The following is a 16,550-nucleotide window of genomic DNA, read 5'->3' as shown; positions in this document are numbered from 1 at the left end:
CACGACTGTTCTCATTCATCTCACCGACAAATCAAAGATTCTGTCGGGAGACTTCTGAGAACGGATAGTTAAAGAACCAAAAATAAGGAGTAACAAAATTTATGGCTACTAAAAAAGGGCCACCACCCATTGTTTATATTTTGGTTATTCTCGTTTTGGGGGGAATTGCTTTTCAATTTTTCAGCAATGGCGATGATGAAACAGTTACAGAAGAAACTACAACAGAAGAAACCACAACGCCTCCCCAAGAAGAAGCAACTGAGGAGGAAGTAGATCAGCCCACTACTGAGGATTCTCCCCTGAGTCAACGTTTTAGCAGTGGGGAAAGGGTTTTAGTTGACTTTGGCTTAGATAGTTCCACGGCTTTAAATTACAAGCAACAAGGAACTGAGGCGATGGCTAATAGCAATTATGACCAAGCCATTGCGAACTTTGAACAAGCCTTACAAGAAAACCGTAATGATCCAGAATCTCTCATTTATCTTAATAATGCACGAATTGGCAATGAAGAAGCCTATACCATTGCAGTCACTGTTCCCATTATTGATGATACTGTCTTCTTTTCTCTGGAAATGTTACGCGGCTATGCCCAAGCCCAGAATGAAATTAATGAAGCTGGTGGCATTAATGGCACACCCATTAAGCTAATGCTTGTTAATGATGATGACGACTCAGAAGTGGCAAAAGAGGTAGTAGAAGAATTAGCCCAACGGGAGGAAGTTTTAGCAGTAACTGGACATTGGAGTAGTGGCACCACTTTAGGCACAATTCCTGTGTATGATGAAAATGAACTGGTGTTAGTTAACCCCGTTAGTACCAGCACGGAAATTTCTGGTGCAAGTGATTATGTGTTTCGTACCATTCCCAGTAATTTCTTTGTGGGAGCGGCAATGGCTGAATATGCTCTTAATGATTTAGAAGTATCTAATGTTGCTATTTTTTACGATTCTGACAGTGGTTATAGTTTATCCTTAAATCGAGAATTCAAAAGTGCCCTTGCCACTCGGGGGGGAAGTGTGGTTGCAGAAATTGATTTGAGTGCTGGTGGCTTTCGTCCTCGGAGAGAACTAGAAAGAGTAAAGGAACGGGATGCAGAAACAATCGTCTTTATTCCCGCCCCTGAAACGGTGAGCCGAGCATTAGAAATTGTTAATGTTAATAATCGAGAATTGCCTCTCATTGGGGATATTGGCAATCTTTATGGGGTTAGAACTCTAGAAGTAGGGGGAGAAAATGCCGTGGGGATGGTGATTCCCATTCCTTGGCATATTGAGCAACCAGGAAGTGAGGATTTTGTACAAACTTCTCGGGAACTTTGGGGCGCTGATGTCAATTGGGCAACAGTTATGACTTATGATGCCATGAGCGCGATCGCGCAGGCTTTAGAACAAAGCCCCACTCGTGAAGGACTTAAAAATGCTTTATCGGATAGTGATTTTTCCGCAGAGGGGGTAATGCAACCGATTGAGTTTCTACCATCAGGAGATAGAGACGGAGATTTAGTGATGGTGGAAGTACAACCAGCAAGCCCCTCTCGTTCCGGTACGGGTTATGACTTTGTTCCTTATGAACCCAATTAAGTTCAAACCAGATTGGGATCAAGATTAATTTCTTTCTTAGCAAAAGGTAAATCTTGATTAATGGCTTCTAATTCTGCTTGTTCCATCTCGTTAATTTCATCAATATAAGCATTTAATATTTGACTCATCCGTTGATGATAAAAATAATGCAAACTATGATTAACTTTAGCTGGAAAGCCTCGTCTGCGTTTATGACGACCTCCTGCACCAGGGTCAAACATTTTTATTCCCTGTTCAATTGACCATTCAATGGGTTTGTAATAACAGGCTTCAAAATGTAAGCAATCAAATTCTTCTAAACATCCCCAATAACGACCATAAAGATTTTCTCCTTTTCGCAAGCAAAATGATAATCCCACTGGGCGATGATAATCTTCAGTATAAGCAGCAAATACCACAACTCGTTGAACATAATTAGGGTAAAGTTGCTCAAAAAATTGACGAGTGAGATACTTACTCATGCCAAAAAATTGATCACAAGTGCGACTATAAAATTGATAAATTAATGGAAACATCCAATGGGGAATATCATCGCCAGCGTGAACTTTCATCTCCAGTCCTGCTTTTTCTACTTTCTTTCGCTCCCGTTTAATATTTCGCCGTTGGTTCGCATTAAATAGTTGTAAATAATCATCAAAACTATTTAAACCAGAATTTTCCCAAATATAACTATGGTGCTGCCACCCCCGAAAACCAAATTGTTCTAACATTGGTTTCCAGTCAGGATCAACAAATAAGAAATGACAACCAGTAATTTTTTGCTCGTAACAAAATTCTTCAATGGCTTTTACCATAATTTCCGTTAAAAGCGTTTCATCCTCATCCGAAGCAACTAAAAACCGATACCCCACAGCAGGAGTAAAAGGAGTCATTCCTAATAACTTGGGATAGTAGTTTATCCCTAACTGATAGGCTAAATTTGCCCATTGGTGATCAAAGACAAATTCGCCATAACTATGACCCTTTAAGTAAAGAGGGGCGGCAGCAACGAGGTTACGATTTTTCCAAATGGTTAAATGACAAGGTTGCCAACCGCGACGAGGCGTAACACTTCCAGACTTTTCTAGATTATGTAACCATTCCCATTCTAAGAAGGGAGTCGAAAGTGGTAAAGCAAGAGCATCCCATTTTTCCTTAGGAATATTGTTGATTTGTTCTTGCCAGCGCACTGTATATTGAGAAGAAGAACTTGGATGATTCGTCATCATTAAAACATGGGTCTAAAACCCCATCCCTTCGACAGACAATCTCCCAATGACCAAATCTAGGGCGGGTTGTTTATCTTTTATTTTCACAGGGTAGCAAGTTTAAATATTAATTTGCTGTTTTTCGCTTACCACATTATTTTTATATTGTCAATTTATTCCCTGATTAAATTCCATCTCGTTATATAACTTAATGTATTAGCAAAAGCTCAAGAATTGGGGAATATGAATACTATTTAACGACATAATCGCGATTAGAGAGATATATTTTGATGTTTAAAAACAAAAACCCATCATTTCCCTTGACAATAGCAAAAAAATATAGAAGATTGCAAGTTTTAGAGGCTCTAATCCTGAAAATTCGTTTTGTGTTAAGTTTTGTATATAAGTAAAACCAATCTAAATTATCTAAATATTTTAATTTGCTTATCTAATTTCCTCAAGGCAGATGAAAAGCTAATCATGGCAATAAGCGCAAAAAAAAAACTACCAAAAATTGGGGATTAGCGGTAAGCTAAGAAGAAGGTAACAAAATATTGCAGAATTACATTTCTATGACAATTTCTTTTCAAAGTCTCGGTATCTCTGAAGCAAGATCAAAGCAATTAGAGAAACTGGGCTTCGAGCAACCGACTGATGTTCAAACACAAGCCATCCCTGAAATCCTGAAAGGCAAGGATGTGGTAGGTCAGTCCCAAACGGGAACCGGCAAAACTGCTGCCTTTTCCCTGCCCATTTTAGAACAAATTGATGTGGAACAGACGGCGGTACAGGCGTTAATTTTGACCCCAACACGGGAATTAGCGCAGCAGGTAGCCGACGCGATGAAAACTTTTTCTCACGATCGCGCTCTGAAGGTTTTAACCGTCTATGGCGGTCAGTCCATTGATCGACAAATCCAACAGCTTAAGCGTGGCGTGCAAGTGATCGTGGGAACCCCAGGGCGCATCATTGACCTTCTCAATCGGAAAGCCCTTCGTTTTGAGACTCTACGCTATGTGGTGTTAGACGAAGCCGACGAAATGCTCAGTATGGGCTTTATTGATGATGTGCGAGAAATTCTCCGTAAAGCGCCAGAACAGCGACAAACCGCTTGCTTTTCCGCAACCATGCCCCGACAAATCCAAGACTTGATTAAACAGTTTATGGATGAGCCGGTGCGCCTGAAAATCCAACAGCCCAAAGGTAGCCCGAAACAAATTCAACAACGGGTGTATAAAGTTCCCCGAGGCTGGAATAAAATCCAAGCTCTTAAGCCAATTTTAGCGGTAGAAGACCCCGAATCAGCATTAATTTTTGTTCGTACCAAACGCACGGCTAACGAAATTAATCAGCAGTTACAAGCCAGTGGCTACAGTGTGGATGAATATCATGGCGACTTAAGCCAAGTTCAACGGGAACGTTTAGTGCAACGCTTTCGGAATAACCAAGTGCGCTTAGTGGTGGCTACTGATATTGCAGCGCGAGGCTTAGATGTGGAAAATCTTTCCCATGTGATTAACTTCGATCTTCCTGATAATATCGAAACTTATATTCATCGCATTGGACGCACTGGACGCGCTGGAAAAGAAGGGATTGCGGTTAGCTTAAGTTTACCGCGCGATCGTCATACCCTCCGTCAAATTGAAGGGCGTTTACGTCAACGGCTGAATTTCCTTTCTATTCCCAAGCGATCCGAAATTGAAGCCCAACGCTTAGAAAAATTACGAGAAGACTTGCACAATAGCTTAGGGGGCGAACGGATGGCTTCCTTCTTACCCTTAGTGCGAGAACTCAGTGATGAGTATGATCCTCACGCAATCGCGGCAGCCGCCTTACAAATGATTTACGATGAAAGTCGCCCCAATTGGTTAGATGAAAACTGGCAAGATCCCCCCAGTGATAGTCCAAAACCCAAGCCTCGTAGCAAACGTGGGTCTAATAAGCCCTCAATTCGTTCTGCTTCTGCGAAACGCTCGTAATGATCGTTAATTTCGCTCACATTTGCTAAACTTTTATGGTACAGTGAGGACGAGAGCTATTTTCCAAGGATAAACCGACATCATAAGTAATTTTATTGAGATTTTCGATGTCAGGCGCATTCCTAAAGGTTGGTTACTTGTTTCCCCTGTCAGATTCATCCCCTGACTCCTCCGCCAACCTTGCTATTCTACTGAGCTGGGTTTTGCGCCCTCCCTTGGTTATTAGTCTATTATTTTAGAAGCGACACCATCACCCTAAAGAAACCCGTGACCACAAGAGTTTCGCCAGCTACCGCCTATACAACGCCAAATAATTATGTTCAAGATCGGACAAAGTGGTCTGGTCTGATTGAAGCCTATCGTTCCTTTCTCCCCGTTAGTGATCAAACTCCCGTAGTAACCCTCCATGAAGGGAATACCCCTTTAATTCCAGCCTATAGCCTTTCGGAACGAGTAGGAAGAGGGGTTAAGGTTTATGTTAAGTATGATGGTCTAAACCCCACTGGTAGCTTTAAGGATCGGGGAATGACTATGGCGATTTCTAAAGCCAAGGAAGATGGGGCAAAAGCGGTTATTTGCGCCAGTACAGGTAACACCTCCGCCGCTGCTTCTGCTTATGCGGTTCGTGCTGGTTTAAAAGCCTTTGTTCTGATCCCAGATGGCTATGTTGCCCTCGGAAAACTTGCCCAAGCCCTTCTCTATGGCGCAGAAGTGATTGCCATTGATGGAAATTTTGATGATTGTTTTAATTTAGTGCGCGATATTGCACACAAATATCCTGTAACGCTAGTTAACTCGGTTAATCCTTATCGCCTCGAAGGACAGAAAACTGCAGCGTTTGAAGTAGTGGATCAATTGGGAGATGCCCCCGACTGGCTATGTATTCCTGTGGGTAATGCAGGAAATATCTCAGCCTATTGGATGGGGTTTTGTCAATACCACCAGCATCAGAAATGTGAAAAGTTGCCCCGCATGATGGGCTTCCAAGCCGTAGGATCAGCCCCAATTGTGGAAGGACATCCTGTGAAGTCTCCGAATACAGTAGCCACTGCTATTCGTATTGGCAATCCAGCAAACTGGAAACGGGCTTTAGCAGTGGAAGATGCTAGTCAGGGAGAATTTAATGCGGTGACTGATGAGGAAATATTAGAGGCTTATCGCATTTTAGCGCGAGAAGAAGGCGTATTTTGTGAACCGGCAAGCGCCGCTTCTGTGGCAGGCTTGTTAAAGGTTAAAGATCAAATTCCTAATAATGCCACTGTGGTTTGTGTGTTAACAGGAAATGGCTTAAAAGATCCCCAAAGCGCGATCGATCATGCCCAAGCCCAAGTCAAGGCAGGGGTTGCCTCTGAATTAGAATCAGTTGCTCAAGTGATGGGTTTCTAGAAGCGTTCAATAATTCCCCCACCGAGAACCACATCCCCATCATATAAAACCGCCGCTTGACCAGGGGTAACGCCAAATTGAGGATCATCAAAAATTAGTTTTACCCGACCTTTTTCGAGGGGGATCACACTCACTTTTGCAGGGCGCGATCGATAGCGAATTTGCACGTCAGCTTGAATGGGAGTTTCTGGTTCGGGGATACCTAGCCAGTTCATGCGTCCCACGGTACATTCACTGCGAGTACCACTGTCACGATTGCCAACAATAACTCGATTCATCGCTGGGTCTAATTTAATCACATAAAGAGGTTCTGCAGCTGCAATACCTAATCCTTTCCGCTGTCCAATAGTGTAGTGATGAATCCCTTGATGATGTCCTAAAACATTCCCTTCTTGATCAACAATTTCCCCTTCTTTTTGGTTAATATGTTCGTCTAAAAAGGTACGCATCGAACCATGGGCTTCCACAAGGCATAAGTCCTGGCTTTCTGGTTTATCTGCGGTTTTTAAGTTATAGTCTTGGGCAATTTCACGAGTTTCAGTTTTTTCTTTCTCTCCTAGAGGAAAAATGGTGTGTGCTAAAAGGTCTTGCGGTAGATCATAAAGGAAGTAGGATTGATCCTTAGCGCGATCGCGCGCTCGTAATAATTGATAGCGATCTTGGTCTGGATCATACTTAATGCGAGCATAATGTCCTGTGGCTACACAGTCAATTCCTAATTCTTCTCGGGCATAAGTCAGCATCGGAGAGAATTTAACCGCCTTATTACATTGAGAACAGGGTAAAGGCGTTACTCCCGACTCATACCCCGAGACTAAATAATCAACAATGTTACTTTGAAACGCCTCACGACTATCCACAATATGATGGGGAATCCCTAGCTGTTCACAAATAAAAGCAGCATCAACCATCCCCTCAGAACAACATTGTCCTTTTCCTTTCATTAACCATAAAGTCACCCCTTCCACGTCATATCCCTGATGATGTAGGATTGCTGCTGCAGTGGAGCTATCTACGCCTCCTGATAAACCAACAACGACTTTTTTACTCATAAATTTAGGCTCAGAAAAAACCGACACTTTTCTAGGCTAGCATCGTCCACTAAGATGTTGTTATCATTTCGCCAGATTCTCTGGGCATTCCTAATAATTACCCCACTACTTTCAAGAGACCTATGCTACAAACTATGACCTTCCTCAGTCGTTCTTTTCTAATTGCAAACTCCTTTCTCCTTTTAAGTGCTAGCAGTGTTCTTGCTCAAGCCTTACCACCACCCCCATCAGATAATAATACAGAATACGAATTTGAAGCCCCAAGTGACTCTCCTAGCCCAGATCCATCTCTACCGAATGAGATGCCGGAGGAAGTTCCTAGTGATACCTCACCACAAAATAATCATGGTACCTTCCGTGTGCAAGTTCATGGTACCAGTGATGAGTTACTCTCAGTGATACGCCGAGTAGAACCTGAAGCGTTTGTCCGTCGCGGTGAGAATGTTATTCAAGTGGGACTATTTTCGGATCAAGCCAAAGCTAACTCGATAGTAGAAGAATTAGCCCAGGAAGGGATAGAAGCGGAAGTTGTGACCATTGAGGGATCACAAAATCAGTCATCCTCTCGGGAAACGATTTCTCTGTCTCCTGCTGATGAGAGTGACTCAGATAGTTCTGATTGGATTTCTTTCACGACTCAACCCCCTTCTGCTGATAGTGATGATTTTCAAACGACAGATGCTCCTCCAAGCACTTCCCAAGATTCTACTACACCAAGAGAAGCTAACCCTCGTGCTTATTATGTGGTTATTCCTGGCAATCAAGAACAAATTTCACGAATGGCACAGAGGGCAGAACAAGCAGGCGTTAGTTCTGACTTAATTTTACAACGAGATGCCCCGAGAGGAACTCATGTGGCGGTAGGCCCATTTGAAAATCGTCATGAAGCTAGTCGCTGGAATGAGCAACTACGATCTGAGGGATTAGACAGAGCAAGAGTGTATTTTGGTCGATGAAAGAAAAACAATTTGCTCCAGCCACTGAACGTAACCGTGATCCCATTCTAGCAGTTTTACAGCAAGTTTTACCGCCCACAGGAACTGTGTTAGAAATTGCCAGTGGAACTGGGGAACACGCGGTGTATTTTGCCCCTCGCTTAAAACCTCGTTCGTGGCTTCCTTCTGAAGCTAACCCGATTTTAAGGGAGAGTATTCTAGCTTGGGAAGAGGAGTTTCCTTGTGACTCCCTTTACCCACCGTTAGCCATTGATGTGCAAACTAATGATCCTTGGCTGTCGGACAATCAAGAAATCAGCGCGATCGTTTGTATTAATCTGATTCATATTGCCCCTTGGCAGGCTTGTGAAGGCTTAATGCAGGGTGCAGGGGAGTTACTCCCTCAAGGGGGCATTTTGTACTTATATGGGCCATTTAAGCGGGAAGGAGTGCATACGGCTGAAAGTAATGCCCGTTTTGATTTGAGTCTGCAACAGCAAAATCCCCAGTGGGGGGTGCGAGATTTAGAAGATGTGGTTTCTTTAGCTCAAGCCAATCAATTACAATTACAACAGGTGATTGCTATGCCTGCTAATAATTTATCTGTGGTATTCTCCCACAAATAGATTTGTCCTTTGTTGTTTGTCCTTCGTTGTTTGTAAACCAACGACTAATGACTAATAACTAATGACTAATGACCAATGACTAATGACTAACAAAAAATGATACTTGCTCAATTTCAATCTCCTGGCCCAATTTTAGTGGAACTGGGCCCAATTTCTATCCGTTGGTATGGCTTATTAATTGCGACTGCTGTTATTATTGGTGTGTTTTTATCCCAATATTTAGCCCAACGTCGCCAAGTAAATCCTGAATTAATTGCTGATTTATCGATTTGGTTAGTCTTAGCGGCGATTCCGGGGGCGAGACTTTATTATGTTGCCTTTCAATGGGAAAATTATGCTCAACGTCCCCAAGAAATTATTGCGATTTGGCAGGGCGGAATTGCAATTCATGGGGCAATTATTGGTGGCGCGATCGCGACTTTGATTTTTTCTAAACTGAATAAAGTCTCATTTTGGCAATTAGCTGATATTGTTAGCCCTGCTTTAATTTTAGGACAAGCCATCGGACGCTGGGGCAACTTTTTTAATTCTGAAGCCTTTGGTCGTCCCACTGATTTACCTTGGAGACTTTATATTCCACCAGCTAATCGTCCTCCAGAATATGCCAATGAATCATTTTTTCATCCCACATTTCTTTATGAATCTATTTGGAATGTTGGCGTTTTTCTTGTACTAATTTACTTATTCTTTTGGGGATTACGGCATCCGAGACGGTATCAAATTGGAACGCTTGCTTGTGTTTATTTAGTTGCCTATAGTTCAGGACGAATTTGGATTGAAGGGTTACGAACGGACAGTTTAATGCTAGGATCAATTGAAGTAGCACAACTGATTAGTGTCTTGGGAATTATTTTTGGCATTGCGGGATTAGTTTGGCTCTATGGGTTTAGGCGAAATCTCCCTGATGTAGTTTCCGAAAAGGTAAATAATAATTAATAATAACTATGCTCAATTCTGCTGTTTATATTGTGGGAGCCGGTCCAGGTGATCCTGATTTATTAACCATTAAAGCAAAGAAAATTTTAGACCAAGCGGATGTCATTTTATATGCTAATTCCCTAGTACCAAAACAAATATTAAAAGATGTTCGTTCCGATGCAGAATTAATTCCCACAGGGAGTAAAACCCTAGAAGATATTATTCCGTTAATGATTGAACGGGTACGGAACAATAAATCAGTGGTGCGATTACATTCTGGGGATTTAACCCTTTATAGTGCTATTCATGAACAAATGCAAGCCCTTGCTGAAGCGCAGATTCCAGTGCAGTTAGTGCCAGGAATTGGGGCGTTTCAAGATGCCGCTGCCAAATTAGGGGTAGAGTTGACAGTTCCGGGGTTAGTACAAAGCATTATTTTAACCCGAATTAGTGGTCGGGCTTCTTCAGTACCAGAAGCGGAAGAATTAGCTTCTCTCGCCGCCCATAAAGCTAGTTTAGCCTTATATTTAGCTGCCCGTCATGTGGAGTCAGCCCAAGCTAAATTATTAGAACATTATCCCCCAGATACCCCAGTGGCAATTTGCTATCGGTTAGGTTGGGAAGATGAAAAAATTCGAGTAGTGCCATTAAGTGAAATGGCAAAAATTTCTCGGGAAGAAGATTTAATTCGCACCACCATGTATTTAGTGAGTCCAGCTTTGGCAGGGAAACAAGTAGAAGCGCGATCGCAACTTTATCATCCGCAACATTCTCACTTATTTCGACAAGGAAAAGTTGTTTAATTTGTTATTCGTTATTTGTCCTTCGTCCTTTGTTATTCGACAGCTTCAGGAACACATTTGTAGCCCAATGACTAATAACACCTGAGAGGGAACTTTCCTGAGATTCGGAAATTCTGTCTTGATTCTATGCTACGTTATCCAAAATTTGGCAAAATAGATTTTACCAGTATTTTTTAAAACCACTCCTCAGCCATGAGTAAACCACAAACTCTCTTCGATAAAATCTGGAATCAGCATCTAGTGGATGAACAAGACGACGGCACTTGTTTACTCTACATTGATCGTCATCTTATCCATGAAGTAACCAGTCCCCAAGCCTTTGAAGGATTACGTTTAGCCAATCGCAAGCCCCGTCAACCGCAAGCCGCTTTAGCCGTCGCTGATCATAATGTTCCCACCTCTGACCGTTCAGAAGGCATTAAAGAGCCACAAAGTCGCCTGCAAGTGGAAACCCTCGAAAATAACGCCACAGAATTTGGGATTCCCCTATTTCGCATGAGCGACGAACGCCAAGGCATTGTCCATATTATCGGCCCCGAACAGGGATTAACGCAACCCGGGATGACCATTGTCTGCGGTGATAGTCATACCTCCACTCATGGAGCATTTGGCGCACTAGCGTTTGGCATTGGAACCTCAGAAGTAGAGCACGTTCTCGCCACCCAAACCCTACAAGCGAGAAAACCCAAGAACATGAGAATTACCGTGGAAGGGAAATGTCCCCTTGGGATAACGGCAAAAGATATCATCCTCGCCATTATTGGTAAAATTGGCACTGCTGGCGGCACAGGTCATGTGATCGAATATGCAGGGGAAGCCATCCAAAATTTAAGCATGGAAGGACGGATGACCATTTGTAATATGTCCATTGAAGCGGGTGCAAGAGCAGGCTTAATTGCCCCTGATCAAACTACATTTGACTATATTAAAGGTCGTCCCTTTGCCCCACAAGGTTCTCATTGGGAACAAGCTGTAGCCTATTGGCAGTCCTTACCCTCTGCTCCCGGCGCAACCTATGATAAGGAAGTCGTCTTAAAAGCAGAAGAGATTATCCCCCAAGTAACCTGGGGCACCAGTCCACAAGATGTGTTACCGATTACAGAGAAAGTTCCTGATCCCAACTCTTTTGCTGATCCCAATCGTCAGCAAGCGGTTAAGCGGGCGTTAGAATATATGGGCTTAACTCCAGGCACTAAATTAACTGATATTCCTGTGGATAAAGTTTTTATTGGCTCTTGTACTAATGCCCGTATCGAGGACTTGCGAGAAGTGGCAAAAGTCGTAGAAGGGCGTAAAGTTGCTGATAATGTTTATGCCATGATTGTTCCAGGTTCAGGGTTAGTGAAGCATCAAGCGGAAGAAGAAGGGTTAGATATTATTTTCACCCAAGCAGGGTTTGATTGGCGCGAACCGGGCTGTTCTATGTGTTTAGCCATGAATGCTGATCAACTTGCCCCTGGTGAACGGTGTGCTTCTACCTCTAATCGTAACTTTGAAGGGCGACAAGGGCGCGGTGGACGTACTCACTTAGTTAGCCCTGCGATGGCGGCTGCGGCTGCAATTACTGGCAAATTAACCGATGCACGAGAATTAGACAAGTAGGAAATTATGGATAAATTTAACAGCTTAACTGGCATTGCTGCCCCTCTTCCCATGATGAATGTTGATACGGATATGATTATCCCCAAGCAACACTTAAAAACGATTAAAAGAACTGGGTTAGGGCAATTTTTATTTGATGAGTTGCGGTTTCAACAAACAGGGGAAGAAATTCCTGATTTTATTCTTAATCAGTCCCCCTATCGTGATGCAAAGATTCTCATTACTGGGGAAAATTTTGGCTGTGGTTCATCGCGCGAACACGCACCTTGGGCGTTACTTGATTTTGGCATCCGCTGTGTCATCGCCCCTAGTTTTGCCGATATTTTCTTTAATAATTGCTTTAAAAATGGGATTTTACCCATCACCTTATCTCAGCCTAAAGTAGATACGCTGATGAATGATTCTCAAAACCCAGAAACTGCAACCATGACTGTTGATTTATCGGAACAAATAATTAAACGCAGTAATGGTGAAACGATTACTTTTAACGTTGATGAATTTCGGAAACATTGTTTACTGAATGGCTTGGATGATATCAGTTTAACTTTGCAAAAAGACGAAAAAATTGCTGCATTTGAACGTCAACAGCAAGCCTCTCTTCCTTGGTTATGGGCTAATGCTTAAGAAACCAAACGAAGTTAACAATTAGCAATTTGATTTGACCCTGAGAAAACGCGAATGGTTCTACCATTTATCGAAGACAATCGCGCTCCTCTCAGGTTTTTGATTCTTCGCTATAATGTATCTTAACAAAACGATACACTTACCTTAAAGTTTCATTATGGGCTCTTCTGTCTCTTTCCAGCCATGGGAACAGGCTTTCAATCCTGTGTTCAAATTTGCGTATCAGGCTTTTCAACAAAGTAAGACTGTCTTTGCCTTAAACCATAAAACGATGAGTTCTCGTTTAACTAACTTCATGGTTCCCCAACGAGAGGAAAATATTCAGTCTTTACCCCCTGAAGTGATTAACAAAATGCGACAGCGTTTAGATCAACTTCTAGAAATTGATTGGCAAGAAGCCGAACAAGGAATTTATCCGAAAAGCGTTTTATTTGACAATGCTTGGAATGATTTTTTCCAATACTATCCTATGGTATGGATGGATTTAATTCCGACTGTGGAAAGGATACAAAAGAAGCGTTATCAAGAATTTTCTGCTGATATTGATACAGAAGGATACCCTAGCTACTATTTGCAAAATTTTCATCATCAAACCGATGGTTATTTAAGTGATTTATCAGCAAATCTTTATGATCTACAAGTAGAATTGCTATTTAATGGGGCAGCTGATGCCATGCGAAGACGCATTTTAGCCCCCTTAAAAACTGGGTTAAGTGACATTACTTCGCTTGAATCTCGAAATACAAAAATTTTAGATGTTGCTTGTGGAACTGGGCGCACCCTTCGCTTCTTACGAGGAATGCTATCTAAGGTTTCTTTGTATGGCGTGGATTTATCTCCAGCTTATTTACGAAAAGCCAATCAATTACTCTCAGAAATTCCAGGGGAATTACCGCAATTAATACAAGGAAATGCAGAGTCTCTGCCGTTTGTTGATGACTATTTTCATGGTTTGAGTTGTGTTTTTACCTTCCATGAGTTACCAGCAACGGCACGTCAAAATGTTATTAATGAAATGTTTCGGGTTTTAAAACCAGAGGGAGTTCTAGTTATTTGCGATTCAATTCAAGCCGTAGATAGCCCAGAATTAAAACCGATGATGGAAAACTTTCCTGCGATGTTCCACGAACCCTATTACAAACATTATATTTATGATGATTTTGAAAAGCGACTGACTGATGCTGGTTTTCAAATTACCTCAATTAGCAATCATTTTGCGAGTAAATATTGGGTTGCCCATAAGCCATCTTCAACTCGTTAAAAGTCTAACCTGAGAAAACGCGATCGCGCTTAGAAAAATCCCTAATTGTGTCGCAACAATCGTTGGCCCTGAAGGTAAATTAAACACTGCCGAGAAAAAGACTCCTAACACCGCACAAACTGTTCCTAACCCTGCGGATAAAAAGATATAGTGAATAAAACTTGAACTCATTAATCGGGCAGCTGCTGCAGGAATCACCACAAAAGCACTAACCAGTAATACCCCTACTGCATTAATCGCAATCGCAACCACAAGGGATAATAAAACAATAAATAGGGTACGGTGTAGAGATACCGAAATCCCTCGGGCAACTGCTAAAGGTTCATGCAAAATCATTAACATTTGGGTGCGTAGAGTCAGCCCAATAAATAAAATACAACCGACTAAAAGGAAGCCACTCAGAATAATATCTGATTGTCGAATTGCCAAAATATCCCCAAATAGCAAGTTATTAATTCCTGTTTGGCGACGCACAAAACTGAGAATGATAATCCCAATGGCAAGAGACGAAGAATAAATAATATTGAGCAGGGCATCTGTCCATAATTCGGTGCGCTGGAGGAGATAACCCACACCGAGGGCAAAGAAAACCGCAAAGGGTAATAAAACCACAGAGGGATTCACCTCTAATAATAACCCAAGACTAATCCCTAATAGTGCAGAATGCCCTAAAGCATCACTAAAAAACGATAATTGCCGTAAAATGGTAAAACTGCCAAGAAATCCTCCAATTAAACCAGTTAAAGCTCCTCCTATCACTGCTCGCTGCATAAAAGGAAGCTCAAATAACTCAATTACCCGTGTAATTTCTATTTCTAAGGACATTCTTTTTCAAGCCTTGTTTAATTTAGGAATCCAACTACCGTGAAGCATTTGCATGGCTAGCCAAGCACTAGTGTCAATAATGTTAGCGTATTATTTTATCTAGCGTCCTGATAAGACTCCCATCATAATCTTTGATTTAATGGGAGAGCGTCAACAAATGATTGAAAGAGAGCGCGATCGCGCCATAGCAAGAATATAAAATAGCGACTCTCCGACACTGCTTACATCAACACTCCTTATTCAAGAGAAGTGTTTGATTTCAATTCTTGGATCAATTCTGGTATCTCAAATTGAACGACATCCCAGACAATATTCAGATTTACATCATCATATTCATGAACTAATCGATTTCGCATACCATTGATTTCCTGCCAGGCAATATTGGAAAACCTTTGTCGAGTCTCTTCGGAAACTCGTCTTGCGGCTTCAGCAATCACCAAAAGCCTTCGAATGACAGCATCTTGAAGTTGCATATTTTCCAAAAATTCAGCTTTCGTGCATTGCTCAGTGTAGGTTACAACCAGTTCTGCTGATTGCAGTATATCAAGCAGGAATTAACGATCTCTTTGCATAAATCACCTGAATCGAGGAAAGGATTTCACGACGGCGTAAGTCGTTGCGACTGGCTTCAATCCCTTCACGAGTAATTAAGTCAACCTCCCGATGAAACATCGTTTTTAGTTCTGCTTCCATTTGATCTAATGTTCTAAACCTTGGGTGAGCATCGGGATGAAATTGCACCATGACATCCACATCGCTGTCTGAACGAAAATCATTCCGTAGCACTGAACCAAACAGCGCAAACTCAATGACTTGCCAACGTTGACAAAATTCAGCAATTTGTTTCATCGGCAGTTCAATTGGGGTAGAAATATCGTTTATCTCCAGCATGATTATAAAATATGACAGAAAAATGGTTGATTTATAAAGTTTACTTGATTTTAAGGAATAAGATTCAACTTTAATTTTCTAAAAAAACTGTCACTTCTTTTAATGATATTCTGATATTTCCTTACCCTCGATAGCCAACAAATTCAGAACCGTAAGCTCTCGATAAATTCTCGGGAGATAGCGCCCATTCGGGTTTACCTTCGCATAAAATGTGACGATTCAAACAAACCACGCGATCGCAGTGTCGCCTTACCATATCGAGATCATGGGAAATCTGTAAAATTGCCCAACCTTGTTCTTCTTTTAATTGATGGAGTAATTGATAAAACTCTGATTCGCCACGAATATCTAACCCTGCTGGGGCTTCATCTAAAATTAATAAGCGACGGGGACGCACCAAGCAGTAAGCCAATAAAATGCGCTTGGTTTCTCCCCCAGAAAGTTGACTAATGGGCTTCCGCTTCAAATAAGAAGCATCCACCCGTGCTAGAGCTTCTTCCACCGCTAAACTACATTTTTTGCGATCTGACCAAGGGAGTTGCACCCCTAAACGATGCCAGCCTAGAGCCACAAATTCTTCCACAATAATCGGAATCCGCCGATCAAACAAGAAATTTTGTGGGAGATAAGCGACTTTTTGACGAGCTTGCGGGGTTAAGTAACCTTTGCGACTTAAGGGTTGTCCTAAGACAAAGACATTTCCTGAATGTCGGGGCAAAATCCCTAAAACCGCTTGAACAAGGGTACTTTTCCCTGCTCCATTGGGGCCAACAATTGCCGTATCAGTTCCCTCCATTAAAGAAAAGGAAACTTTCTCTACTGCCACTGCTGTTCCCCGATAAACTGTTAACTCGTCAATCTCTAGCACCGAATCTGGCATA

At 42.0% G+C, this 16,550-nt stretch carries 16 protein-coding genes; 10 read left to right on the top strand and 6 right to left on the bottom strand.

From position 1 onward, the window contains the following. Positions 1 to 101 precede the first annotated feature (101 nt). A complete protein-coding gene (locus FRE64_RS02950) occupies positions 102 to 1,580 on the top strand; it encodes an ABC transporter substrate-binding protein (protein WP_146294598.1) in 1,479 nt (492 codons plus the stop codon). A 2-nt stretch (positions 1,581 to 1,582) separates the two neighbouring features. Here FRE64_RS02950 and FRE64_RS02945 read toward each other — a convergent pair whose 3' ends face one another. Then, positions 1,583 to 2,785, bottom strand: coding sequence for a GNAT family N-acetyltransferase (locus FRE64_RS02945; RefSeq protein ID WP_146297255.1), 1,203 nt, complete (start codon positions 2,783 to 2,785; stop codon positions 1,583 to 1,585). Between the two features lie 554 nt (positions 2,786 to 3,339). Here FRE64_RS02945 and FRE64_RS02940 point away from each other — a divergent pair. Both FRE64_RS02940 and thrC read left to right on the top strand, forming a co-directional pair. Continuing rightward, the gene (locus FRE64_RS02940; protein ID WP_146294597.1) at positions 3,340 to 4,746 is read left to right on the top strand and encodes a DEAD/DEAH box helicase; all 1,407 of its coding nucleotides are present in this window, start codon (positions 3,340 to 3,342) and stop codon (positions 4,744 to 4,746) included. Between the two features lie 345 nt (positions 4,747 to 5,091). After that, positions 5,092 to 6,132, top strand: a complete 1,041-nt coding sequence (gene thrC, locus FRE64_RS02935) for a threonine synthase (protein WP_246140412.1) — start codon at positions 5,092 to 5,094, stop codon at positions 6,130 to 6,132. Here the strand turns inward: thrC and mnmA are convergent. Further along, positions 6,129 to 7,184: a tRNA 2-thiouridine(34) synthase MnmA gene (gene mnmA, locus FRE64_RS02930; protein ID WP_146294595.1), complete on the bottom strand. Its 1,056-nt coding sequence runs from the start codon at positions 7,182 to 7,184 to the stop codon at positions 6,129 to 6,131. The genes thrC and mnmA overlap by 4 nt on opposite strands. 122 nt (positions 7,185 to 7,306) lie before the next feature. Between mnmA and FRE64_RS02925 the strand changes: the two genes are divergently transcribed. From FRE64_RS02925 to FRE64_RS02895, 7 genes are all read left to right on the top strand, one after another. Further along, entirely contained in the window at positions 7,307 to 8,140 is an 834-nt protein-coding gene (locus tag FRE64_RS02925) for an SPOR domain-containing protein (protein WP_146294594.1), read from the top strand. Continuing rightward, entirely contained in the window at positions 8,137 to 8,745 is a 609-nt protein-coding gene (locus tag FRE64_RS02920) for a DUF938 domain-containing protein (RefSeq protein WP_146294593.1), read from the top strand. The genes FRE64_RS02925 and FRE64_RS02920 overlap by 4 nt, the downstream gene beginning before the upstream one ends. Positions 8,746 to 8,841: 96 nt before the next feature. Next, a complete protein-coding gene (gene lgt / locus FRE64_RS02915; RefSeq protein WP_146294592.1) occupies positions 8,842 to 9,681 on the top strand; it encodes a prolipoprotein diacylglyceryl transferase in 840 nt (279 codons plus the stop codon). Between the two features lie 8 nt (positions 9,682 to 9,689). Next, entirely contained in the window at positions 9,690 to 10,466 is a 777-nt protein-coding gene (gene cobM / locus FRE64_RS02910; RefSeq protein ID WP_146294591.1) for a precorrin-4 C(11)-methyltransferase, read from the top strand. A gap of 192 nt (positions 10,467 to 10,658) precedes the next feature. Next, complete coding sequence (gene leuC, locus FRE64_RS02905; RefSeq protein WP_146294590.1) at positions 10,659 to 12,068, top strand: 3-isopropylmalate dehydratase large subunit; 1,410 nt, start codon at positions 10,659 to 10,661, stop codon at positions 12,066 to 12,068. 6 nt (positions 12,069 to 12,074) lie between these two features. Beyond that, on the top strand, positions 12,075 to 12,692 hold the full coding sequence (gene leuD / locus FRE64_RS02900) for a 3-isopropylmalate dehydratase small subunit (protein ID WP_146294589.1): 618 nt from the start codon (positions 12,075 to 12,077) through the stop codon (positions 12,690 to 12,692). A 157-nt stretch (positions 12,693 to 12,849) separates the two neighbouring features. After that, on the top strand, positions 12,850 to 13,953 hold the full coding sequence (locus FRE64_RS02895; protein ID WP_146294588.1) for a class I SAM-dependent methyltransferase: 1,104 nt from the start codon (positions 12,850 to 12,852) through the stop codon (positions 13,951 to 13,953). Here FRE64_RS02895 and FRE64_RS02890 read toward each other — a convergent pair. The 4 genes from FRE64_RS02890 to FRE64_RS02875 all read right to left on the bottom strand — a co-directional run bounded on the left by FRE64_RS02890 (position 13,942) and on the right by FRE64_RS02875 (position 16,549). Further along, complete coding sequence (locus tag FRE64_RS02890; protein ID WP_146294587.1) at positions 13,942 to 14,778, bottom strand: metal ABC transporter permease; 837 nt, start codon at positions 14,776 to 14,778, stop codon at positions 13,942 to 13,944. The two genes, FRE64_RS02895 and FRE64_RS02890, sit on opposite strands and share 12 nt — an antisense overlap. Positions 14,779 to 15,014: 236 nt before the next feature. Continuing rightward, positions 15,015 to 15,260 carry a HepT-like ribonuclease domain-containing protein gene (locus FRE64_RS02885; protein WP_246140380.1) on the bottom strand — a complete coding sequence of 82 codons (246 nt, stop codon included), beginning with the start codon at positions 15,258 to 15,260 and terminating at the stop codon, positions 15,015 to 15,017. Between the two features lie 61 nt (positions 15,261 to 15,321). Continuing rightward, on the bottom strand, positions 15,322 to 15,669 hold the full coding sequence (locus FRE64_RS02880) for a nucleotidyltransferase family protein (protein ID WP_146294585.1): 348 nt from the start codon (positions 15,667 to 15,669) through the stop codon (positions 15,322 to 15,324). Positions 15,670 to 15,790: 121 nt separating this feature from the next. Continuing rightward, positions 15,791 to 16,549 (bottom strand): metal ABC transporter ATP-binding protein, encoded by a 759-nt coding sequence (locus tag FRE64_RS02875; RefSeq protein WP_146294584.1) that lies wholly within the window; start codon positions 16,547 to 16,549, stop codon positions 15,791 to 15,793. Between the last annotated feature and the right edge of the window lies 1 nt (position 16,550).

The organism is Euhalothece natronophila Z-M001 (genome assembly GCF_007904085.1).
Lineage (GTDB): Bacteria > Cyanobacteriota > Cyanobacteriia > Cyanobacteriales > Rubidibacteraceae > Halothece > Halothece natronophila.
Note: the sequence above shows the minus strand (reverse complement) of the source record. Positions and strands in the feature narration are given on the sequence as shown.